At 70.1% G+C, this 21,002-nt stretch carries 18 protein-coding genes; 7 read left to right on the forward strand and 11 right to left on the reverse strand.

Annotated features, from left to right (window positions below; translation table 11 throughout):
* Nucleotides 1–19 precede the first annotated feature (19 nt).
* The 3 genes from ACFXI3_RS24265 to ACFXI3_RS24275 all read left to right on the forward strand — a co-directional run bounded on the left by ACFXI3_RS24265 (nucleotide 20) and on the right by ACFXI3_RS24275 (nucleotide 3,956).
* On the forward strand, nucleotides 20–1,399 hold the full coding sequence (locus ACFXI3_RS24265; protein WP_378402336.1) for an SdrD B-like domain-containing protein: 1,380 nt from the start codon (nucleotides 20–22) through the stop codon (nucleotides 1,397–1,399).
* Nucleotides 1,400–1,540: 141 nt separating this feature from the next.
* Entirely contained in the window at nucleotides 1,541–3,226 is a 1,686-nt protein-coding gene (locus ACFXI3_RS24270; RefSeq protein ID WP_378402338.1) for a hypothetical protein, read from the forward strand.
* A gap of 52 nt (nucleotides 3,227–3,278) precedes the next feature.
* On the forward strand, nucleotides 3,279–3,956 hold the full coding sequence (locus ACFXI3_RS24275) for an SDR family oxidoreductase (protein WP_378402340.1): 678 nt from the start codon (nucleotides 3,279–3,281) through the stop codon (nucleotides 3,954–3,956).
* Nucleotides 3,957–4,016: 60 nt separating this feature from the next.
* Here ACFXI3_RS24275 and ACFXI3_RS24280 read toward each other — a convergent pair whose 3' ends face one another.
* The 3 genes from ACFXI3_RS24280 to ACFXI3_RS24290 are packed head-to-tail and all read right to left on the reverse strand — an operon-like array spanning nucleotide 4,017 to nucleotide 7,807.
* On the reverse strand, nucleotides 4,017–5,324 hold the full coding sequence (locus ACFXI3_RS24280) for an amidohydrolase family protein (RefSeq protein WP_378402342.1): 1,308 nt from the start codon (nucleotides 5,322–5,324) through the stop codon (nucleotides 4,017–4,019).
* Between the two features lie 30 nt (nucleotides 5,325–5,354).
* Nucleotides 5,355–6,008, reverse strand: a complete 654-nt coding sequence (locus ACFXI3_RS24285; RefSeq protein ID WP_344282663.1) for a response regulator transcription factor — start codon at nucleotides 6,006–6,008, stop codon at nucleotides 5,355–5,357.
* On the reverse strand, nucleotides 6,005–7,807 hold the full coding sequence (locus tag ACFXI3_RS24290; RefSeq protein ID WP_378402344.1) for a sensor histidine kinase: 1,803 nt from the start codon (nucleotides 7,805–7,807) through the stop codon (nucleotides 6,005–6,007). The genes ACFXI3_RS24285 and ACFXI3_RS24290 overlap by 4 nt, the downstream gene beginning before the upstream one ends.
* A 187-nt stretch (nucleotides 7,808–7,994) precedes the next feature.
* Here ACFXI3_RS24290 and ACFXI3_RS24295 point away from each other — a divergent pair, with 187 nt between their 5' ends.
* Together ACFXI3_RS24295 and ACFXI3_RS24300 are read left to right on the forward strand one after the other, a co-directional pair.
* Complete coding sequence (locus tag ACFXI3_RS24295; RefSeq protein WP_037809043.1) at nucleotides 7,995–8,690, forward strand: ABC transporter ATP-binding protein; 696 nt, start codon at nucleotides 7,995–7,997, stop codon at nucleotides 8,688–8,690.
* Nucleotides 8,687–10,957, forward strand: coding sequence for an FtsX-like permease family protein (locus ACFXI3_RS24300; protein WP_378402346.1), 2,271 nt, complete (start codon nucleotides 8,687–8,689; stop codon nucleotides 10,955–10,957). The genes ACFXI3_RS24295 and ACFXI3_RS24300 overlap by 4 nt, the downstream gene beginning before the upstream one ends.
* 461 nt (nucleotides 10,958–11,418) lie before the next feature.
* Here ACFXI3_RS24300 and trmB read toward each other — a convergent pair whose 3' ends face one another.
* The 8 genes from trmB to ACFXI3_RS24340 form a co-directional block, all read right to left on the reverse strand.
* The gene (gene trmB, locus ACFXI3_RS24305) at nucleotides 11,419–12,126 is read right to left on the reverse strand and encodes a tRNA (guanosine(46)-N7)-methyltransferase TrmB (protein ID WP_344282676.1); all 708 of its coding nucleotides are present in this window, start codon (nucleotides 12,124–12,126) and stop codon (nucleotides 11,419–11,421) included.
* 20 nt (nucleotides 12,127–12,146) lie between these two features.
* Nucleotides 12,147–12,641 carry a hypothetical protein gene (locus tag ACFXI3_RS24310; RefSeq protein WP_344282901.1) on the reverse strand — a complete coding sequence of 165 codons (495 nt, stop codon included), beginning with the start codon at nucleotides 12,639–12,641 and terminating at the stop codon, nucleotides 12,147–12,149.
* A 218-nt stretch (nucleotides 12,642–12,859) separates the two neighbouring features.
* Nucleotides 12,860–13,603, reverse strand: a complete 744-nt coding sequence (locus ACFXI3_RS24315; RefSeq protein ID WP_344282679.1) for a hypothetical protein — start codon at nucleotides 13,601–13,603, stop codon at nucleotides 12,860–12,862.
* A complete protein-coding gene (locus tag ACFXI3_RS24320; RefSeq protein WP_344282681.1) occupies nucleotides 13,600–14,508 on the reverse strand; it encodes an ATP-binding cassette domain-containing protein in 909 nt (302 codons plus the stop codon). Before ACFXI3_RS24320 ends, ACFXI3_RS24315 begins: the two co-directional genes overlap by 4 nt.
* A gap of 157 nt (nucleotides 14,509–14,665) precedes the next feature.
* Complete coding sequence (locus tag ACFXI3_RS24325) at nucleotides 14,666–15,412, reverse strand: ABC transporter permease (protein WP_344282684.1); 747 nt, start codon at nucleotides 15,410–15,412, stop codon at nucleotides 14,666–14,668.
* A 28-nt stretch (nucleotides 15,413–15,440) separates the two neighbouring features.
* Nucleotides 15,441–16,376, reverse strand: coding sequence for an ABC transporter ATP-binding protein (locus ACFXI3_RS24330; protein ID WP_378402349.1), 936 nt, complete (start codon nucleotides 16,374–16,376; stop codon nucleotides 15,441–15,443).
* A gap of 235 nt (nucleotides 16,377–16,611) precedes the next feature.
* A complete protein-coding gene (locus ACFXI3_RS24335) occupies nucleotides 16,612–17,268 on the reverse strand; it encodes a response regulator transcription factor (protein WP_344282690.1) in 657 nt (218 codons plus the stop codon).
* Nucleotides 17,265–18,485: a sensor histidine kinase gene (locus tag ACFXI3_RS24340; RefSeq protein WP_378402356.1), complete on the reverse strand. Its 1,221-nt coding sequence runs from the start codon at nucleotides 18,483–18,485 to the stop codon at nucleotides 17,265–17,267. Before ACFXI3_RS24340 ends, ACFXI3_RS24335 begins: the two co-directional genes overlap by 4 nt.
* 166 nt (nucleotides 18,486–18,651) lie before the next feature.
* Between ACFXI3_RS24340 and ACFXI3_RS24345 the strand changes: the two genes are divergently transcribed.
* Entirely contained in the window at nucleotides 18,652–20,196 is a 1,545-nt protein-coding gene (locus tag ACFXI3_RS24345) for a dynamin family protein (protein ID WP_378402352.1), read from the forward strand.
* 32 nt (nucleotides 20,197–20,228) lie between these two features.
* Nucleotides 20,229–20,822 (forward strand): hypothetical protein, encoded by a 594-nt coding sequence (locus ACFXI3_RS24350; protein ID WP_067577726.1) that lies wholly within the window; start codon nucleotides 20,229–20,231, stop codon nucleotides 20,820–20,822.
* The last annotated feature ends 180 nt before the right edge of the window (nucleotides 20,823–21,002 follow it).

The following is a 21,002-nucleotide window of genomic DNA, read 5'->3' on the forward strand; positions in this document are numbered from 1 at the left end:
CTGGGTCTAGCTTCACCGCGTGAGGCGGGCAAGGAAAGTCGCGATCGGACGTACGGCGGGCGCGGCGGCGGGCACTGCGATGCTGGTCGGCGCGCTCGCCGTCGTCACTCCCGGGTCGGCTCCCGCCGAGGGGGCTCCGGATTGCGGCGGCATCGCGGCCAACCCGAGCGTGGAGGACGCCGGTTCGCCCGGCGGACCGCCGCGGGGGTACCTGTTCAGCCCGGCCGCGCCGATTCCGCGCAGCACCCCGCCGGACCGGGTGCCGAAGCTGGTCACCAGCACCGCGCACGCGGTCGACGGTCAGGTCAACGCCCAGATCCAGACGCCGGACGGCCGGGTCAGCTCGGCCGTCCAGCAGGTGAAAGCGGTGCCCGGCGGGCAATACTCGCTGTCGGTGTGGACGGGCACGGCGCAGTCCGGCCTCGGTTCGCACGCGAGCGCGACCACCGGGCTGCGCTTCGCCGACAGCGCCGGCCGGGTGCTGGTGGAGAAACCGCTCGCGGTGACGCACGACGTCGCGTCCGACGGCAAGCTCGCGCAGCAGGAGGTGCCGCCGGTCACCGCGCCCGACGACACCGCGGCGGTCTCGTTTTTCGCCAGTACCAACCACAACTGGGTGCTGTGGGACTGCGTGCACGTGGCTCTCGCCGCGTTCGCGGTGAAGATGGAGGTGCGGAATCCGGCGGACGGAACGTGGGGCCCGTCGGCTGCCATCCCGGCCGGCGATGCCGCGCACTTCCGCATCTCCGTCTCCAACACCGGTTCCCAGCCGCTCACCGGGTTGCTCGTGAAGGACCCGTGGTGCGGGGGTCTTCCCGGCGCGTTCGACCTCGCCGCCAGCGCGTCGAAGGAACTCACCTGCGATCACCCGAACCTCACCGAGGACGACAACGGGCACGTCAACACGGCGAAGGTCACCGCCACCGCTCCGGGCGGCCCGCTCGCCGAGCAGAAGGCGACCGCGACGGTCACCGTCACGCCGCAGCCCGCGGTCGGCAAGATCGGCGACCGCGCGTGGAAAGACCTGAACCGCAACGGCATGCAGGACGACGACGAACCCGGCTACCCGGATCTGCCGGTGACGCTCAAGGACGGCGCGGGCGGCACAGTCGCCACCACGCGCACGAACGCCGACGGCAGCTACCTGTTCGACCAGCGCAAGGACGGCACCTACCAGGTGTGCTTCGACGTCTCGAAGCTGCCGGACGGCCTCACCGTCACCCAGCGCGGCGCGGGCGCACCGGGTCTCGATTCGGCCGTCGACCCGGCGACCGGCTGCACCTCGCCGTTCACCCTCGGCGGCAAGGACCGCGAGCGGATGGACCTCGACATCGGCCTGGCTCCGCCCGCGCCGACCGTCCCGCCGTCGCCGACCGCCTCCGCCGCGCCCGCCCGCTAGCGGTCCGTGAAGGACTCCTTGAGGGAATCAGATTCCCTCAAGGAGTCCTTCACGGACATTCGCGGCGACCACTGAGCGTCACGTCCGGGCGGATGCGAGACTGTGGCTGCACACCACGTCTCGGGGAGGTCTGGACCAATCATGACCGCGTCCGCCGGCGCGCCGCCGGACGACCCGACCTCGTGGTACCGCCGCCCGATGACCTGGACGTGGGCCGCCACCGGAGCGGTGCTCGTGCTGTACACGGTGCTCGCGTGGCAGCGCCGGTGGATGAGCGACGACGGGCTGCTCGTGCTCCGCACCGTCCGGCAGATCCTCGCCGGGAACGGGCCGGTGTTCAACGTCGGCGAGCGCGTCGAAGCGAGCACGAGTCCGTTGTGGACCTGGCTGCTCGCCGGACTCGGTACGATCCCCGGCCCGCCGCTGGAATGGGTCGCGGTGATCACCGGCTTGCTGTGCGCGGTCGGCGGCCTGTTTTTCGGCCTCGACGGCGCCCGTCGCCTCTATGCCGGGCCGGTCGCCCCCGCTGGCGCGCTGATCGTGTGCGCGCTCCCGCCGTTCCGAGACTTCGCGACCTCCGGCCTCGAAACCGGCCTGGTGCTGCTGTGGCTAGGGCTGAGCTGGTGGCTGCTGGTGCGCGGCAAAACGCCGGTCGCCACCGCGATCGTGCTAGGACTGGGTCCGCTCGTCCGGCCGGATCTGGCGCTGTTCAGCGTGATCGGCTTCATCGCACTTGTCCTGCTGCGCCGTCCGCGATGGCTTGCCGCGCTGGGCTGGCTCGGCGCGGGCGTCGCGATTCCGTTGGCGTACCAGGTGTTTCGGATGGGCTACTACGGTCTTCTCACGCCGAACACCGCGCTCGCCAAGGAAGCGGCCAACAGCGACTGGCCGCGCGGCTTCGCGTATCTGACTGACTTGATCAGCCCGTACGTGCTGTGGATTCCGTTGCTGCTGCTCGTGATTGCCGCGATCGTGACGTGCCGGTCGCGGATTCTGCTGTTGACTTCGTTGGTGGGCGCGCTTTTGCTCGCGCTATACGTCGTCCGAGTCGGCGGCGATTTCATGCACGGCCGGATGCTGCTGCCCGCGTTGTTCGTGCTGTTGCTGCCGGTGATGGCGATCCCGTTGACCCAGAAGACGATCGCGATCGCCGCCGGGGTCGCGGCGTGGGCCGTGGTCGCGGGCGGCTGGCTGCGCGTGCCGTACGAGAACACGCATCAAGCGGTGAGCGTCACCGACGAACGCGGGTACTGGTCGTGGGCGACCGGCCACGAACACCCGCTGCTGGCGACGGATTACCTCGGCCAGGACGTCACCCGTCGTGCGGTCGAGGCGGTGGAAGGGACGAAGCAGCCGGCAGTGGTCGTCTACAGCTACGGCGACGTGAAGAAGTGGTTCCGCTTCCCGACCACCCGGCCGTACGTGACCATGGCGGCCGACAGTATGGGCGCGATCAGCAATATCGTGTCCCTGGACGTCCGCATCCACGACGGCTACGGCCTGGCGAGCGACCTCGCCGCGCACTCGTCGACCATCCCGAACGGCCGCCCCGGGCATTCGAAGTGGCTGGTCGGGGCGTGGGAGATCGCCGAGGCTGGATACGGCGACTTCGCCACCGACGGCGAGATCCGGATGTTCCAGCCCGTCGTCATCGACGCCGCCCGCCAGGCGCTGCGCTGCCCAGACGTCCGCGAGGTGCTCGCCTCGACCCGCGAGCCGCTCACCTGGAGTCGGTTTATCGACAATTTCACCGGCGCACTGCACCGGACGGAAATCCGCTTTCCCCGCGACCCGCTGGTCGCGGCTTCCTGCGCCCCGGCGAAGTGATCGCCGACTCCCCGGACTGGCGAATCAGCGTCGGACGCCTACCGTGGCCGGTATGACCGACCTCCCGCTCGCCCTGATCACCGGTGCCTCCCGGGGCATCGGCGCGGCTATCGCGCACCAGCTGTCCCCGACGCACCGCCTTCTCCTGGGCGGCCGCGACACCGACGCCCTCGCGAAGGTGGCCGAGGAACTCCCCGGTGCCGAGCCCTGGCAGGTCGACCTCACCGACGCTGCGTCTTTGGAAGCCGCCGCCAGCAAGATCGACCGCCTGGACGTGCTGGTCCACTCCGCGGGTATCGGGAAGATCGGCACCGTCGCCGACTCGCCGTCCTCCGTCTGGCGCACGAACCTCGAGGTGAATGTCATCGCGGTCGCCGAGCTGACCCGCTTGCTGCTGCCCGCGCTCCGCGCCGCGAACGGCCACGTCGTGGTGATCAACTCCGGTGCTGGTTACACCGCTCGTCCCGGCTGGGGGCCTTATGCGGCAAGCAAATTCGCCGTCCGCGCCTTCACCGACTCACTCCGCGCCGAAGAACCAGACCTGCGCGTGACGTCGATCTTCCCCGGCCGCACCGACACCGACATGCAACGCGAGGCCCGCGCCCAAGAAGGCGGCGACTACGAAGCCGACAAGTACCTGCGCCCGGACTCCGTGGCGACGGCCGTGCTCACCGCCGTGACCGCTACCCCGGAAGCCCACTTCACCGAAATCCAGGTCCGCCCCCGCTGAGGTCCGTGAAGGGCTCCTTGAGGGAAGCTAATTCCCTCAAGGAGTCCTTCACGGACAGTGTCAGGCGCGCAGCCGGGCGGCGGTGTCGGCCACCGACGCCTGGATCTCGCGACGGTCGACCCGCGTCGGCTCGGCCTCGGCGACAACCTGCTCCCCGGCGACCCACACGTCCCGCACCCGGCGCGAACCGGCTGCCCACACGAGGTTCGCCAGCAGCTGCTCGTCCGGCACGTCCAGACCGGTGGCGAAGGCCGGGTCGTCGAGGTCGACGTGCACCAGGTCGGCCCAGCGGCCCGGCTCCAGCACGCCGAGGTCGTGGCGGCCGAGCGCTTCGGCGCCGCCGCGGGTGGCCATCAGGAACACGTCCTTCGCGGTCACCACGGTGGAATCGTCGTTGGCCAGCCGGGCCAGCATCGCCGTCAGCTGCAGCTCTTCCCACAGGTCGATGTCGTCGTTCGAGGCCGGACCGTCGGTGCCGAGCCCGATCGCGACCCCGGCCGCGCGCAAGTCCTTGATCCGCGCGATCCCCGAAGCCAGCTTCGCGTTCGACCCGGGGCAGTGCGCCATTCCGACCCCGCGCGCGGCGAAGATCGCGATGTCCTCATCCGACAAATGCACCGAATGCGCCGCCAGCGTCCGCCCGTTGAACATCCCCAGCGAATCCAGCAGCTTCGGCACCGAACCGTGCTCCTTGCGCTGCTCAAGATCCTCCGCCGCCGCCTCGGCAACGTGAATCTGCACCAGCGCACCCCGGGCAGCCGCGGATTCCGCAGTCGCGCGCAGCCCGTCCGGGTTCAGCATGTACGCCGAATGCGGGCCGTAACCCAGCTCGATCCGTTCCCCGGGACCGAACCGCAGTCCGTCGGCGTCGATCCACCGGTCGATCGCCGCCAGCGTCGCGCGCCAGTCCAGCCCGGGCAGTTCGATCACCGGCGGCGCGACGAGCACCCGGCCGCCGGTGGTGAGCACCGCGTCGACGAGCTGCTCGCCCTCGAAATACATTTCCGCGCTGGTCGTCACGCCGTGCCGGAGCATTTCGACCGACCCGAGCAGCATGCCGGTGCGTACGTCGGCGGGCTTCAGCTTCGCTTCGGTCGGCCAGATGATCTCGCGCAGCCAGCGCAGCAGCGGAAGGTCGCCGCCCATCCCGCGCAGCAGCGTCATCGGGCTGTGCGCGTGCGAGTTCACCAAGCCGGGCACCAGGATTCCGGTCAGCCGGGTTTCCTCGCCGGCGAACTCCGGCGCGCTGGAAGCCGGTCCGACGAACGAAATCCGGCCCTCGTCGTCGACATCCACGACGGCGTCGCGGAGCAGCGAGCAGGACGGGTCGGCGGGCAGAACTACCGGGGCATGGAATCGACGCGACATAACGAGATAGTACGGGCGTGCCAGTAGCGGTTAATCCACTACGCCGCTACGCCAAGCCCAAGCTGCGATTTCCACTCGGTTACGCGCGCCGACTTTGCCCTGTACCGAAGCCAAATGCGTCTTGACCGTCGACAGCGACAGGAACAGCTCCGCGCCGATCTCAGTGTTCGTGAGTCCTCGTGCGGCAGCTTTCACCACGTCCATCTCGCGCGCGGTCAGCGGTTCCGACGGCGCCGGAGCCTCGCGTTTGGCGATGGTGCCGCCGTCGAAATGCTTCAGCAGCCGCACGGTGATCTGCGGCGACACCAGCGCGTCGCCGCGATCGGCCGCGCGCACCGCTTCGATCAGCAGCGCGGGACCGGCGTCCTTGAGCAGGAAGCCGCTCGCTCCGTTGCGCAGCGCGGTGTGCACGTATTCGTCGAGGTCGAAGGTGGTCACCACGACGACCTTCAGCGGGTCGGCGACCTCCGGCCCGGCCAGCTGGCGGGTGACCTCCAGCCCGTCGAGCCCCGGCATGCGGATGTCCAGCAGACAGACGTCCGGGCGCAGTTCGCGCGCCTTCGAGACCGCGGAGATCCCGTCCGGCACGTCCGCGACCACCTCGATGTCGTCCTGGGCGTCCAGGATCATGCGGAAGCCCATCCGCACCATTTCCTGGTCGTCCGCGATCAGTACCCGGATCACCCGTCTGTCTCCCCGTTCGCCTCGAGCGGCAGCCACGCTTCGACCCGCCAGCCGCCGTTCGGCTCGCGGCCTGCCGAAAGCCTGCCGTGCAGCAGCGCGACGCGTTCGCGCATGCCGACCAGACCGTATCCGCCCGATCCGCCGGCCGGCCGATGAGTCTGCCCGCTGCCGTTGTCGGTCACCCGCAAGTGCAGTTCGCCGTTGACGACCTCGGCCAGCGCGAGCGCCTCGGTGGCGTCCGAGGCGTGCTTGCCGACGTTCGTGAGCGACTCCTGGACCAGCCGCAGCGCCGACCGGCCGACCTCGTGCGGCAGGTCCGGCGGAAGGTTGAGCTCCAGTTTCGTCGGCACGCCGTGGTTGCCCGCCTCGACGAGCCGGTGCAGGTCGGCGGCCAGATCGGTGGTCGCCTGCTCGTTGAACTCGCCCGAACCGGCCTGCGCGTCGCCGCGCATGCTGCGGACCAGGCGGCGCATCGCGGCGAGCGCCTCGACACCGGCGTTCTCGATCCGGCCCATCGCTTCCAGCGCGAGCTCCGGATTCTTCTCCCCCATCATCCGCGCGGCCTGCGCCTGCACGACGATCCCGGTCACGTGGTGCGCGACCACGTCGTGCAGCTCCCTGGCCAGCGCCATCCGCTCCGATGTCTGCGCGTCGGTGACCGCCGATTTCACCACCTGCGCGCGCTCGGAATCGCGGGAGCGAAGGTAGAGGCCGATCGCGATGGCGATGCCGAGCAGCAGGACCGCGACGGTGGCGAGCATCCCGAGCGTCGCCGGGTCGGTGAGCAGGCGGCCGGTACGGTACTGGCTGAAGTTCAGGATCGTGCCGACTGCGACCACGCCGGACAGCAGCGCGATCCGCGGCCACGCCCGCGCGAGCGGCACCGCGCGCACGACGTTCACGACCACGCCGAAGGCGGCCACGATCTGGGTCGGCGGGATGCCGCCGAGCAGCTGATAGCTGTGGCTGGGATGCAGGAACGGCGTCGCGAGCGCGGACAGCAGGAGGATCCCGGCCACCACGAGGATCGCGTCTCGCGGACGGCGCGGCGACAGCGCGGTCACCGCGGCGGCACCGATGGAGCAGGCCAGCAGCGGGAAACCGCGGCTGCCGCTTTCGTAGGTGTAGCCGAATTCGATCAGCACGCCGATGCCGAGCATGCCGATCAACGGCCACTGGCCGCGCACCAATTCGGTGAACCGGTGCATGTTGCGCAGGCGTTCCACCGTCGCCGGGTCCCGTTCGCGGCGCGGGCGGCCGACCGCGCCGGTGATCACCGTTCCGACGAGGAACAGGAACCCGAACAGCATGGTCTGCGCGATGCTGCTGGCGGACAGGTCGCGGTAGGAGCCGCGGCCGAAGACCGCGGTGAGCGCGCCCATCACCAGCGCGCTGATCACCGCGAAGGCGACCCCGGGGCGAGCCCGGCGGGCGAGGAAATAGACCATTTCGATCCCGGCGACGAACTCGGTGACGGTCAGATTCGCCAGCACGCTGGAGTACGTCGGGACGGCGAGATAGCGGATGACGAAGGTGCAGAACATCAGCGTCAGCGCGCCGAACACACCCGCCACCGCCGCGCGTTTGCGAGCCCAGAACGCGCACGCCGCCATCGAGAAAACACCGGGGAACAGACCGAGGTCGACGAATCGCGGGCCGACGTTGTCGAGTGCCGCGTCGGTCACGAACACGAGGTCGAACGCCAGCGCGGCGAGCAGCACGAGCACGGACATGTCGAGGCGGCGGGCGAGTTCGGTCGCCCGCGCGGCAAGCGTTTTCGACGGCGGGGAGTGCGGCACACCGTGACGGTAGATGATTCGCGCCCGCGCGCACCTTGGCCACGTGGTTCGTCGCCATCGGCCGATCGGCCGATGGCGGCTCCGCCGTTACCGGCCGTCTGCCCGAAGTGGACCTCCGCCCGAATCCGCGAAGCTGCCTTCCGTCGCAGTCGAAGACGAATGACGGAAACAGGGAGAGAGCTGGCGGATGACGAATCCACAGTGGAGCGCCGGACCGGTGTTGTCGGGGCGCGGGCTGGTGAAGCGCTACGGGCAGCAGCACGCGCTGGCCGGAATCGACATCGACGTCCAGCCGGGCGAGGCGATCGCCATCGTCGGCCCGTCCGGATCCGGCAAAACCTCGCTGCTGCACGTGCTGGCCGGCATCCTGCGCGCCGACAGCGGCGAGATCTGGTTGCAGGGACAGCGGATCGACCAGTTCGGCGAAAAGCGGCGCAGCGAACTGCGGCGCACCGAATTCGGTTTCGTCTTCCAATCCGGAATGCTCGTCTCCGAACTGACCGCGGAAGAGAATGTCGCACTTCCGTCGCTCCTGGCCGGCGGAACTCGTGGCGAAGCGATTGCGGCGGCGCGGGAATGGCTCGGCAAACTCGGGCTGGCCGGCAAAGAAGCCCGCCGTCCCGGCGAGCTTTCCGGCGGCGAGGCGCAGCGCGTGGCGATCGCCCGCGCGCTCACCCACCGGCCGAAGGTGATCTTCGCCGACGAGCCGACCGGCGCGCTCGACACCCGCACCGGCCGCGAGACGATGGACGCGCTGCTGGCCGCCGCACAGGCGTCCGGTGCCGCCGTGCTTGTGGTGACCCACGACCGGGAACTCGCCGAATCGATGCCGCGCACAGTGGCGATCCGCGACGGCCTGATCGCGACGAGGCTCGCGGCATGAACCCGTTCCAGCTCGCCCTTCGGGTGCTGCGCGGCGACCGGCGGACCCGCACCTCGGCGATCCTCACCGCGGTCGGCGTCGCCGTCGCGACCGGGCTCGTCCTGCTGCTGGCGACGCTGCCGTACGCCACTCAGGCGCGCGAACAGCGGGCGCTGTGGCAGAGCAGCGGCCGCTACGACTCCGGCCAGCAGAACGCCCTGCTCGTCAACTCCTCCAAGGACTACTTCGACGGCAAGCAGGTCGCCCGTGTCGACATCGCGGTCACCGGCCCGGTCGATTCGCTGCGACTGCCCCCGGGCATCCCGCAGCTGCCCGGCCCCGGCGAGACGATCGTGTCGCCCGCGCTCGGGAAACTGCTCAACGCCACCCCGGCCGACCAGCTGGGGAACCGCTTCGGCAAGCCGGTCGCGGCGTTCGGCGACGAGGCGCTGCGGTACCCGGAACAGCTCGTCGCGCTGGTCGGGCACAGCACGCAGGAGATGCGGCCGTACGGGCACAAGGACCTGCCCGGTCAGGACGCGTTCCCGGCCTCGGCCTTCCCCGGGGGACAGGGACATCCGGACGGCCTGCTGACGGTGTTGTCCTGGGTCGGCATCATCGTGTTGCTCGTGCCGAGCCTGGTGCTGGTCGCGTCGTCGGCCCGGCTCACCGCCGCCCGCCGCGAACAACGGCTCGCCGCTATCCGCTTGGCCGGTGCGACTCCGGGTCAGGTGACTGCGATGGTCGCCGCCGAAACCGGATTGTCCGCATGCGTCGGCGCGCTGCTCGGCCTGCTGCTGAGCCCGGCGCTGCGCGGCTTGGCCACCTTTGTGCCGTGGGACGGCGGGACCTGGCTGGCGTCGGACTTCGCGCTGCCGGTGGGGTTGACCGTGCTCGCCGTGCTGCTGGTCCCGGTGCTTGTCGTGCTCGCCGGGGTGCTCGGCCTGCGCCGGGTGGTGCGCACGCCGCTGTTCGCGAGCGGCGGGCATACCGTGAAACCGTTGCGCTGGTGGCGATTGCTCGCGCTGCCCGCGGCCGGATTGTTCTTCTTCTACACCGTTTTCGGCGCGCGAGGCGGCGGCAGCAGCAACCTGGTGCTGTTCGGCCTGTTGCTGGTGGTCGGTTCGGCGATGGTGGTCGGGCCTTGGGTGACCTCAGCGGTCGGCGGCACGTTCGTGCGGGCCTGGCGACGCCCGTCGTCGCTGCTGGCCGGACGTCGGCTGCGCAATGATCCGAAGGGTTCTTACCGGGCTTCGGCGGGGATCGTGCTCGCGGTGTTCACCGGGTCGATGGCGCTCACCCTGCTGCCGTCGATCGAATCCCTCGCCGGCGGCGGACGCCAATACGTGGACTCGGCGCTGTACGTCGACGTCACCGCGAACCGGGCTCCCGAGGCGACCGAGCGGACCAACGCGACGCTCGCGAAGGCCGGACCGTCCGAACGCGTCGTCCCGGTGGCCAGCGTCTACGTGATGCAGGGCGAGGGGAACTACCGGTCGATGCAGCGTGCCTACGTCATGAACTGCGCCGACGCCGCGAAGCTGACCCGGCTCGGGATCACGCAGCAGGACTGCAAGCCCGGCGTCGGGCTGTACACGCCGTACCAGCTGGACACCGGCAACCTGCGGGTCGCGCGGTTCGGCGGCGACGACAGCACCGGCATCCCGCTCGGCGCGGTCAAGACGGGCACCTATCAGCCGGAGAAGCACAACAGCTTCGGCGAATACGTGATCGACCCGTCCGCGGTGCCGGCCGGCATCAAGCCGAGCCAGGTCACCCTGGTCGTGCCGACCGCTGAGGCGAACCGCGAGGCCGTGCGGACCGCGCTGGTGCCGAACGCGGTCGGGGAGGAAATCGGCAGCCGCGAGCAGCACCTCTACGGACAGCAAGTGCAGCTCAGCGACCTGCGCCGGGTCACCGTCATCGGCTTGATCGCGGCGGGCATCCTCGCCGGCTGCAGCGCCGCCGTCGCGACCGCGGGCTCGGTCATGGACCGCCGCCGGACGTTCGGCGCCCTGATGGCAGCGGGCACCCCGGTGCGGGTGCTGTCCCGGGCGTTGCGAATGGAAGCCGCGCTGCCTGCCCTTGTCGCGACCATCGGTGCGGGCGTGACCGGCGTCGTGGTGGGCCTCGGGCTGTTCATGGCAACGATGGAACGGGGGTCGGTCGTGTTCAGCCCGTGGATCGCCGCACCGGTGGTGCTCGGAATCGGGGTCGCACTGCTCGGCGCGTCGGTCTGCACGCCCGCGCTGAAGCGGGTTCAGGCGGAACCACTGGCCGACGAATAGCTGGCGGCCGCCCCTCGTCGGGGGAGGGGCGGCACCGGGGGTGAAGGGAACGAAGGGCCGTTGCCGGGGATGGGAACCCGGCAACGGCCCTTCGTCACTTCGCTCGCTTCGTCAGGACTGCTCGCTTCGCCCGACTACGCCAGCCTTGCTAGCTTCGGCTGCTTCGCGAGCCGCGCGGCTTTTCACCCAGCCCCGGCTTCTTCGCCGACGCGGCCCGCCTCGCCTGTTTCGCTCCTTCGCCCAGCGTGGCCCGCTTCGCTGCTTCGTCAGCCCGGTCTGCTTCGCCGATCTCGATCGCTTCGCCAACGCGGCCCACTCCATTCGCCAACGCGGCTCACTCCACCAGCCCTGGCTGCTCGGCCAACCTGCCCCCAATGCCACGTTGGGTGCGCTCAACGCACCGAACGCCACATTGGGTGCATCTCACGCACCCAATGCCACTGTGGCGCTCAAGCCCAAGATCAGCGCTTCTCGAAGATCAAGTCGTGCGAAACCCGCCCCTCCCGGTCCGCGCGCTGTTCGAACTTCGTCACCGGCCGCCACTCCGGCCGCGGCGCCCAGCCACCTGGCTCATCCGCATACCGGTTCCGCAACGCAGGCTCCGCCGAGCACACCTCGAGCATCTGCTCCGCGTAGTGCTCCCAGTCCGTTGCCATGTGGAACGTCCCACCAGGAGCCAGCCGAGAGGCGATCAACGCCACGAACTCCGGCTGCACGATCCGCCGCTTGTGGTGGCGCTTCTTCGGCCACGGGTCCGGGAAGAACAACCGCACGCCGGACAGCGTGCCGGGCTCGACGTGCGACGTCAGCAGGACCACCGCGTCGCCGTGCATCAGCCGCAGGTTTGTCACGCCGAGCTTTTCCGCGCGCAGCATCAACTGCCCAAGCCCGGGGTCGTACACCTCGGCGGCGACATAGTTCAGCTCCGGCGCGGCGGCGGCCAGCTGCGAGGTCGTCTCGCCCATGCCGGAGCCGATCTCCAGCATGACCGGCGCTTCCCGGCCGAACCAGGCCGTGAAGTCGACCGGCCCGGCAGGCAGCTCCGAGACCGTCCGGCCGAGCCGCGGCCAGTGTTCTTCCCAAGCTCGCTGCTGGCCGACGGTCATCCGTCCGCCGCGTTTGACGTAGCTGACCACGCTGCGCAGCCGTGGCTGGTCCTCGTTTTCCACCCGGACAACATACGGGCGGGTCAGCGGACCGCTTCGAACTCCCCGAGCCGGGAGCGCAACCCGGCCAGTCCGGCGACCGCCACCGGCTCCGGGGCGCGGGCGGAATGCGCGGGCAGCACGTCGATCCAGCCGTCGTGCCGGTCGGTGTTCAGCACCGTCGTCGGGATGGAATGACCGGACTTGCCGCGTTCGGACGGCATGAACTCCCAGTACCCGGATTCGCCGTCGGCCGCCCACGGCACGAACTCCCAGCCCATCCGCTTGCCGAGCAGCTGCGCCACCCGGTCTTCGATGCGGAAGCCGAGTTCGCGCGATTCGAGCCGCCCGCTCGCGACCGCGCGCAGCCACCAGGGTGCGGGCAGTGCATCGTCCGTGCCGCTCGTCCGGCGGTACAGCCCGAGCACCGCGTCCTCGGGGGCGCGGTGCACCCACGCCTGACGCAGCTCGGCGGGCCGGGTCGCGGGCAGCGCGAACCGGGGCAGTTCGATCGCCTGGGACCATTCGAGGTCCAGCATCGGCTCGAGCCGGGGGGTCGGTACCGCAGCGTCGCGGGAAATGAGTTCCTGATCAACGTCCACCGTCACGGTTCACCTCCGGAGAGCTGAGACGGGGCTCTGCTGTGAATATCCGTGGCTTTCCGACAGTATGTCCGCTCCCTGTGAGAGAAGCCACACCGGTTTACGTGAATTTAATCCGATTGCCCGCCACGCAATCGGGAATGTGCACGTGCAGGTCAGGCGTCCCGCCGATTCGCGGTCGCCACGCCCGCGGCGAACAACACCACGCTGATCGCCGCGAAATACGCGAGATAACCCCACGGGCCGAAAGGCGGCGACAGTTTCAGCGTCGTCCTGGTGAAATCGCCACCGGCGAACTGCGAAGCGGCGTAGAACGGCATCCACTGGTAGAGATCGCTGCCGATCTTGGGAATCAGCAGCACCAGGCCCTCGACCAGCTGCGTCCACACGAGCACGATCGCCAGCGTCAGCGCGGAACTGCGCAGCAGCAGGCCGACGCCGACGCCGAGCAGCCCGGTCAGCGCGAACGTCAGGAGCTGGCCGAACACGATCCGCCAGTCCGCTCCGGAGTGCAGGCCGAGGTCGGCGTCCGGCCGCACGAGGTGCGCCATTCCCCACGAGCCGACGCCGGCGAGCAGGCCCAGCACCGCACAGGCCGTGAACACCACGGCGCCCTTGGCGAGCAGCGCGGGCGTCCGCGTCGGCACTGCTTGAAAAGTCAACCGCAGCGTGCCCCAGCTGAAGTCCGCGGTCGCGGCGAGCACCGCCAGCACCAGCGCGACCGTGCGGCCGGTGCTCGTGGCGAGCTGGGTGTTGCTCACGTCCGCGGTGATTTCCGCCCCGGAAAGCCCGAGGAACAACGCGGTGAACGCGATCGGCGCGGCCACCGCGATCAGCGCGCACCACCACGGCGCGCGAGTGCTGAAAAGCTTGATCCGTTCCGCCCGCAGCAGATTCACCGCGCACCTCCACTGGTGAATTCGGCCGCCTGGCCGGTCAATTCGAGGTACGCGTGTTCGAGGGAACCGGCCAGCGGGCTCAGCTCGTGCAGCGTGGCGCGCGCGGCGTAGGCGAGTTCGCCGATCGCGTCACTGTCCATTTCGGACACGAGGAACGCACCGGAATCCTCGGTGAAAACCGCGCGCGCTTCGGTGAGCGCTTTTCGCAGCGCGTCGGCGTGCGGCGTGCGCACCCGGACCCCGCGCGAACCGGCGCGGGCCACGAAATCGGCCATGGTGCCTTGATAGATGAGCTGGCCGCGGCCGATCACCACGAGATCCTGCGCGGTCTGCTCCATCTCCGGCAGCAGGTGGCTCGACACGAACACCGTGCGGCCCTCCGCGGCGAGCCCGTGCAGCAGCTGGCGCACCCAGTGCACGCCCTCGGGGTCGAGGCCGTTCACCGGTTCGTCGAACAGCAGCACGCGCGGGTCGCCGAGCAGCGCGGACGCGATCCCGAGCCGCTGCAGCATGCCGAGCGAGAACGTGCCCGCCCGCTTGCGCGCCACCGCGGACAGCCCGACGAGGTCCAGCACCTCGTCGGCGCGCCGGTCCGGCAGCCCGTTCGTCGCGGCGAGGAAACGCAGGTGCTGGCGGGCGGAGCGACCCGGGTGCCGCCACGTCGCGTCGAGCAGCGCGCCGACCGTGCGCAGCGGATCGGACAGCTGCCGGTACGGCTTGCCCTCGATGTGCGCGGTGCCCGCGGTGGGCGCGTCGAGCCCGAGCAGCAGCCGCATCGTGGTGGATTTTCCCGCCCCGTTCGGGCCGAGGAATCCGGTGACGCGACCGGCTTCCGCGGTGAACGTCAGGTCCCGCACCGCGACGGTGTCGCCATAGGACTTGGTGAGTCCAGTCGCTTGGAGCACGCCGTCCCCCTTCTCGTGGACCCGAACTCTACCGAAACGAAAAGATCCGGGCCGCCCCCCGAAAGGCGACCCGGATCTTGTTCCCCTTTTCCCCTTTTTTCCCCTTGTTCGGCTGGCCCGGCCCCCGCCTGACTCGTCCGAACGCCCCTGTGGGTCTTTACGCGTCGCGCTTCTTCGCGACGCCGACCGCGATGGCCAGCAGCACCACGGCCACCCCGGCGAAGTAGGCCAGCGAGCCCCACTGCGACAGCACCGCGTCCGGCAGGCCCGGCCCTCGCGAGGAAGCCGAACCGCCGAGGAAGCGCTCCGCGACGTTGAACGGCATCCACTGGTGGATCTTCGGGCCGACCGTCGGGATCAGCTGCACGAGGCTTTCCACCGCCAGCACGTAGATCAGCAGCAGCGAGAGCGCGCCGGCGCTGTGCCGGATCAGCGTGCCGACCGCCACCGCGATGACCGCGGCGAAAGCGAACACGACGCCGACTCCCGCGACGTTGATCCAGTCCGCGGAGGTGTTCAGCGCCACCGAGTCCGACGGGCGGATCGCGTAGCCGAGCGCCCACGCGCCGAAGGCGGCGATCTCGCCGATCACGAACGACAGCAGCGCGACGACGGTGGCTTTGGCGACGAGCACCGAACCTCGGTGCGGCACCGCCTGGAACGTGGTGCGGATCGTGCCGAAGCGGTATTCGGTGGTCACCGAAAGCGCCGCCAGCACCATGATCACCGCGATGCCGAACTGGTGTCCGGCCTGGGTGCTGGCGACGGTGATCGATTCCCCGCTCGGCAGCGCGGTGGCCATGAGGGCGGCGAAGCCGACGGTGAGAACGACGGCGATGAGGGCGCACCACCACGGCGACCGGGTGGTGAAGAGCTTGATGCGTTCGACCGCGAGCAAAGTCATGATGTTTCTCTTCCCAACGAGAGTGTGGTCAGCGGATGGCCGCGGCCTGCTGCGCCTCTGCCTCGAGCCCGGTGTGGTACTCGACGGAGTCGCCGGTGATCTGCATGAAGGCCTGCTCGAGCGAGCCGGTCTGCGGGCTCAGCTCGTGCAGCACGAGGTTCGCCGAAGCGGCGATCTCGCCGATCTTCGCACTGTCCATTCCGGACACGATGAGCGCTTCGCCGGAATCGGTCACCTGCGCGCTGGCGGAGATCAGCTGCTGGCGCAGCGCCGGAAGCTGCGGCGAGCGCACCTTCACGGTGTTCTCCGCGGCCCGCGCCACGAATTCCTCAGTGGTGGACTGCGCGATCAGCTGGCCCTTGCCGATGACCACGAGATCGGTCGCGGTGAGCGCCATCTCCGAAAGCAGGTGGCTGGACACGAACACGGTCCGGCCTTCGGCGGCGAGGCGCTGCATGAACTTCCGGATCCAGAGGATGCCCTCCGGGTCGAGGCCGTTCACCGGCTCGTCGAACAGCAGCACCTCCGGGTCGCCGAGCAGCGCGGCGGCGATCCCCAGCCGCTGCGACATGCCGAGCGAGAACCCGCCGGCCCGCTTGCCCGCGACGCTGGTGAGGCCGACGGTGTCGAGCACCTCGTCCACCCGCGCCGCCGGGATCCGGTTGGACCGGGCCATCCACTGCAGGTGCGCGCGGGCCGAGCGGTTGGGGTGCACCCATTTCGCGTCGAGCAGCGCGCCGACCGTGCGCAGCGGTTCCTTCAGGTCGTGATACAGCTTCCCGCCGATCCGGACCTGGCCCCCGGTGGGGTTGTCCAGGCCGAGGATCATGCGCATGGTGGTGGACTTGCCCGCGCCGTTCGGACCGAGGAATCCGGTGACTTTCCCCGCTGCCACGCTGAACGACAGGTTGTTCACCGCGAGCGTGTTCCCGTAACGCTTGGTGAGACCTGTTGCCTCGATCATCCCCTGCTCCCTCTACGGCGGTGCTGACGGAATTCATCCTGTCTCAGCTCGGCCGTTTTCGCGTCATCCCGTGGACCGAACCGGCTACCCGACCTGAGTAGTACTCAATCGTGTCGTGAGGTTGAGCGCGATGGGGGATGTCCCTGAGCCGACCCTGAACTTTGCCCGATCCGCCACAACCCCGCTACGAAATCCGTAGCGGGGTCCGGTGTGGACAGTGTCCGAAATGGACGCTTCAGCCGATCCCCGGCCGGGCGAGCCCGGTTTCGTACGCGAGGACGACCGCCTGCACCCGGTCGCGCAGGTCGAGTTTCGACAGGATCCGTCCCACGTGTGTTTTCACCGTAGCCTCGGAAAGGAACAACGTCTCGGCGATTTCGATGTTCGACATGCCTTTCGCGATCAGCACGAGCACTTCGCGTTCGCGGTCGGTCAGCACGTCGAGTTCGGCCGGATCGCGCATTTCCGCGCCGCCCGAGCCGACGAACCGGTCGAGCAACCGGCGCGTGACCGAGGGCGACATCACCGCGTCGCCGTCGGCCACCGAACGCAGCGCGGACACCAGGTAGTCCGGCTGGGTGTCCTTGAGCAGGAAGCCGGACGCCCCGCCCTGCAGTGCGGCGTAGACGTACTCGTCGAGGTCGAAGGTGGTCATCACGAGCACCCGCGCGGTGCCGGCCGCGACGATCTGTTTCGTCGCCTCGACGCCGTCGAGCACCGGCATCCGCACGTCCATCAGCACGACGTCGGGCCGCAGTTCCGCGGCCATCCGCACGGCTTGCGCGCCGTCGCCGGCCTCCCCGACCACGTCGATGTCGGCCTGCGCGCCCAGCACCATCCGGAACCCGACGCGCATCAGTTCCTGGTCGTCGACGACCACCACTCGGATCACGAGTTCAACCTAACCGGCAGCACCGCTCGCACCTGCCAGCCACCGCCGGCGGCGGGGCCCACCTCCAGAGTTCCGCCGTACACGTTCGCCCGCTCCCGCATCCCGATCAGCCCGTTCCCGCCCGCGACCGACAGCCGCGGCGCCGGTTGCCGAGCCGCTGCCCCAGTCGCTCCAGCCGACGCAGCCGCGCCAGTTCCGCCCGCCCCGACCTGTTCCAGCCGCCGAGCTCGCCCGGCGCCGTCATCGCGCACGAGTACCTCGACCTGGTCGCCGGTCCGCTGCACCCGCACCGCGGCGCTGGCCCCGGCACCGGCGTGCTTGAGCGTGTTGGTGAGCGATTCCTGGACGATCCGGTAGATCCCGAGCGACACCCCGGCGGGCAGTTCGTCCAGCCCGTCGCCGAGGACGAGGTCCACCGGGACGCCCGCGGCGCGCATCCGCTCGGCGAGGTCGCCCAGCGCGGTCGCGTCCGGCTGCGGCACCCGCGGTTCGCCGTCGCCGTGGTCGTTGCGCAGCACGTCGAGCAGCCGGCGCAGTTCGCCGAGCGCGCCGCGGCCGGTTTCGGAGATCGTCCCGAGCGCGCGGCCGGCCAGCTCCGGATTGGACTTCAGGGCGAGCGCCGCGCCGTCGGCCTGCACGACCATCACGCTCACCGAATGCGCCACCACGTCGTGCAGTTCCCTGGCGATCCGGCCGCGCTCCTCGGCCACCGCGATGCGCGCGGCCTGGTCGCGTTCGGTTTCCAGCAGGTGCAGCCGGGCCTCCAGTTCGCGCTGGTAGGCGCGGCGGGCGTACATGAACTCGCCGAGCAGCCAGCAGAAGGCGATGGTGAAGGCGCTGAACAGCAGCTGGGCCGCCATCGACGGCTCGGGTTTGACGATCGCGGTGACGACCATGGCCACCACGAACGCGCCGCCGTAAAGCAATCCCTGCTTGCGCCCGACGTAGACCTGGACCGAATAGAGACTGATCGCGAGCGCCGCCAGACCGGAAACCCCGAGGTCCAGTGCGCTGTGCGCGAACGAAATGACGTACACGATGTACGCGGCGAGCACCGGCCGTTTGCGGCGAAAGACGAGCGGCGCGACCACGGCGAGGTCGATCGGGACCGCGACGTACCACTCCGGGCCGGGCAGCGTCGGATCGAGGCCGCCGGTGGCGAACACCAGGATGTCGAACGCGGCGAGAAACAGCGCCAGCAGCGAGTCCCCGACCATCGGGTGGGCACGCATCCAGAGGCTGAGCCGTCGCACGAGTCAACAGTAGGTCCCGCGGCAGGCGGGCGCGTCGGTCGCGGGTAGCACCTTCGGTGCGACCGAAGGATGACCGGCATGCGACGATTCCCGCACGGGGGAGCGAACGAGCCGGAAGGGGGCCGGGGCGGTGACGGCAGCGGCGGAACGGGGGCGGCTCGCCGGCCCACTGTCCGCGTCGGTGGCGGAGCTGTGCCACCGGCTGCGGTCCCAGGTGTCCCCGCGCACGGCCGCCGGGTTCGCCGAGGTGCTGCGCCGGCTGGGCGCGCCGCTGCAGGTGGCCGTCGCCGGGCGGATCAAATCGGGCAAGTCGACGCTGGTCAACGCGCTGATCGGGCGGCTCGTCGCGCCCACCGACGTCGGCGAGTGCACGCGGCTGGTCACGCGGTTCCAGTACGGCACCGTCGACCGGGTCGAGGTGGTGTTCCTCGACGGCCGCAAGCAGGTGCTGCCCTTCGCCGCGGACGGGTCGATCCCGGCTGAGCTCGGCGTCGACATCTCCGAGGTCTCGCACCTCGAGGCGTACTTGACCAACGCGGTGCTGCAGGACATGACGGTGATCGACACGCCGGGCCTCGGCTCGCTCGACGCGGCGTCGGTGTCGCGGACCGAGCAGCTGCTGGGCGCGGCCGAGCAGGACGAGGGTTCCGACGACCTCGACGACACCTCGCGCAACGCCGTCGCAGGCGCGGAGGCCGTGCTCTACGTGGTGACCCAGGGCGTGCGCGCGGACGATCAGCAGGCGCTGGCCGCGTTCACCGCCGCGACCGCGAGCCGGGAAGCGGGGCCGGTCAACGCGATCGCCGTGTTGAACAAGGCGGACACGGTCGTCGCGGAATCTGTCGAAGGCTCCGGCGGGGACGTTTGGAAGGCGGCGCAATTGCTCGCCGAGAAACAGGCCTCGACGCTGAAGCCGCGCGTCGCGGACGTGCTTCCGGTGATCGGCCTGATCGCCGAATCGGCCGAGTCCGGCGGGTTCACCTCCGCCGATGCCGAGGCACTCGGCCAGCTCGCCGCGCTCGACGACGACATCCTCGAGACGATGCTCATCGCGGCCGACATCTTCACCAGCTGGGAGTGCGACATCCCGACCGGGATCCGGTTGCGGCTGCTGGAAAAGCTCGACCTCTTCGGAATCCGCTGCGCGGTCGAGGCGATTCGCGCGGAACCGGAGATCACCGCGGGAGCGTTGCGCCGCAAGCTTCTCGACATCTCCGGACTCGACGCGGTCCGCCGCCGCTTGTCGATCGTCTTCGCCGCCCGCGCGGACGGGATCAAGGCCGCGGCCGCGCTGGCGTCGGTGACCGCGCTCGCGCACACGTCCGGCGACCCGGGCGAACGGCAGCGCGTGCACGACGCGATCGAGGTGCTGCTGGCCCGTCCGGAAGCGCATCAGCTGCGGTTGCTGGAGGCGTTGACGCTCGTCGCGTCGGGGGCGGTCGAGATGCCGGAAGACCTGGCGGAAGAGGTGCTTCGGGTCGGCAGCAACGCCGACATCGGCGCGCAGCTCGGCCTTCCCGGCGCGCCTCGCCCGGAGCTGGCGGCGCACGCGCTGGAACGCGCGGGCTGGTGGCGTTCTTTCGCGTCGTTCGGCGCGACTCCGGCGCAAAGCCGCGTGGCCCACGTCGTGCACCGCGCCTATTTCCTGATCTGGCAACAGATTCGCGAACAGTAAACAACTCGCCCGCGACGCGTAGGCTGAATGTCGTGCGGCTGGAGGACACCACCTCGTGGCGGGTGAACTGGGGGAGCGACCACGACGTCGACGTGGCGTTGTTCCTCCGGGACGTCCTCGCGCTCTCGATCGCCGACGGCCAGCTGCTGCCGCCGGTGGAGCCCGCGGTCCCGGTGCACGTCCCGCCCGCCCTCGACCGCGCGGCGGTGCAGGCGCAGTGGGAACCGTGGTGGAACGGCCTGCTGACCTTCCTGCGCGAGCGCGGTTCGGCCCGCACCCGCCGGAAAAGCCCTGCTCCCGGCGACGGTTCGGCGATCGACCTCGCGGCACAGCACTTCGCCCCGGCCGCCGCCGAACACTTCGCCGCCGCGCGCCGTCCGGTCTCGTCCGGCTTCCACCGCCGCCAAATCCTCGCCGGCGAACGGCTGGGCCGACTCGTCCGCGAAACCGAGGTCGAGCTGGGCCGCCGAGCCCGGCCGTTCCGGCTGTCGGTGCTGGAGATCCCGGTCGCGGGCCGGGTCTGGCTGCGGACAGCGGAGCACCAGCTGCTGGTCTCGTCCCGGCTGGCCGCGGACGTCCCGGCCCTTGACCAGGCCATGCGCTCGCTGATCCACGAACTCGCCTGAACCCGCGGTGCCCCCAATGTGGCGTTGGGTGCGTTAGACGCACCCAATGTGGCGTTCGGTGCGTCCCATGCACCCAATGCCACATTGGGGTTGTTTCATCGTGGTTGTTGCTGGTGGGTGTGGTTGAGCGGGTGTGTTTTGGCTGTGGTGGCCGGGTTTGGTGCGGGACCGGCGTGGCGG

The sequence above is a fragment of the Amycolatopsis sp. NPDC059235 genome, from assembly GCF_042754125.1.
Classification (GTDB): Bacteria; Actinomycetota; Actinomycetes; order Mycobacteriales; family Pseudonocardiaceae; genus Amycolatopsis; species Amycolatopsis albidoflava.

What these genes read in the sequence shown, in the direction of transcription:
- ACFXI3_RS24280 (WP_378402342.1), bottom strand. Translation starts at nt 5,324, where the DNA reads ATGTCGCGTCGATTCCATGCCCCGGTAGTTCTGCCCGCCGACCCGTCC.
- ACFXI3_RS24340 (WP_378402356.1), bottom strand. Translation starts at nt 18,485, where the DNA reads ATGGTCGGGGACTCGCTGCTGGCGCTGTTTCTCGCCGCGTTCGACATC.
- ACFXI3_RS24325 (WP_344282684.1), bottom strand. Translation starts at nt 15,412, where the DNA reads ATGACTTTGCTCGCGGTCGAACGCATCAAGCTCTTCACCACCCGGTCG.
- ACFXI3_RS24300 (WP_378402346.1), top strand. Translation starts at nt 8,687, where the DNA reads ATGAACCCGTTCCAGCTCGCCCTTCGGGTGCTGCGCGGCGACCGGCGG.
- ACFXI3_RS24330 (WP_378402349.1), bottom strand. Translation starts at nt 16,376, where the DNA reads ATGATCGAGGCAACAGGTCTCACCAAGCGTTACGGGAACACGCTCGCG.
- ACFXI3_RS24295 (WP_037809043.1), top strand. Translation starts at nt 7,995, where the DNA reads ATGACGAATCCACAGTGGAGCGCCGGACCGGTGTTGTCGGGGCGCGGG.
- ACFXI3_RS24270 (WP_378402338.1), top strand. Translation starts at nt 1,541, where the DNA reads ATGACCGCGTCCGCCGGCGCGCCGCCGGACGACCCGACCTCGTGGTAC.
- ACFXI3_RS24275 (WP_378402340.1), top strand. Translation starts at nt 3,279, where the DNA reads ATGACCGACCTCCCGCTCGCCCTGATCACCGGTGCCTCCCGGGGCATC.
- ACFXI3_RS24310 (WP_344282901.1), bottom strand. Translation starts at nt 12,641, where the DNA reads ATGCTGGACCTCGAATGGTCCCAGGCGATCGAACTGCCCCGGTTCGCG.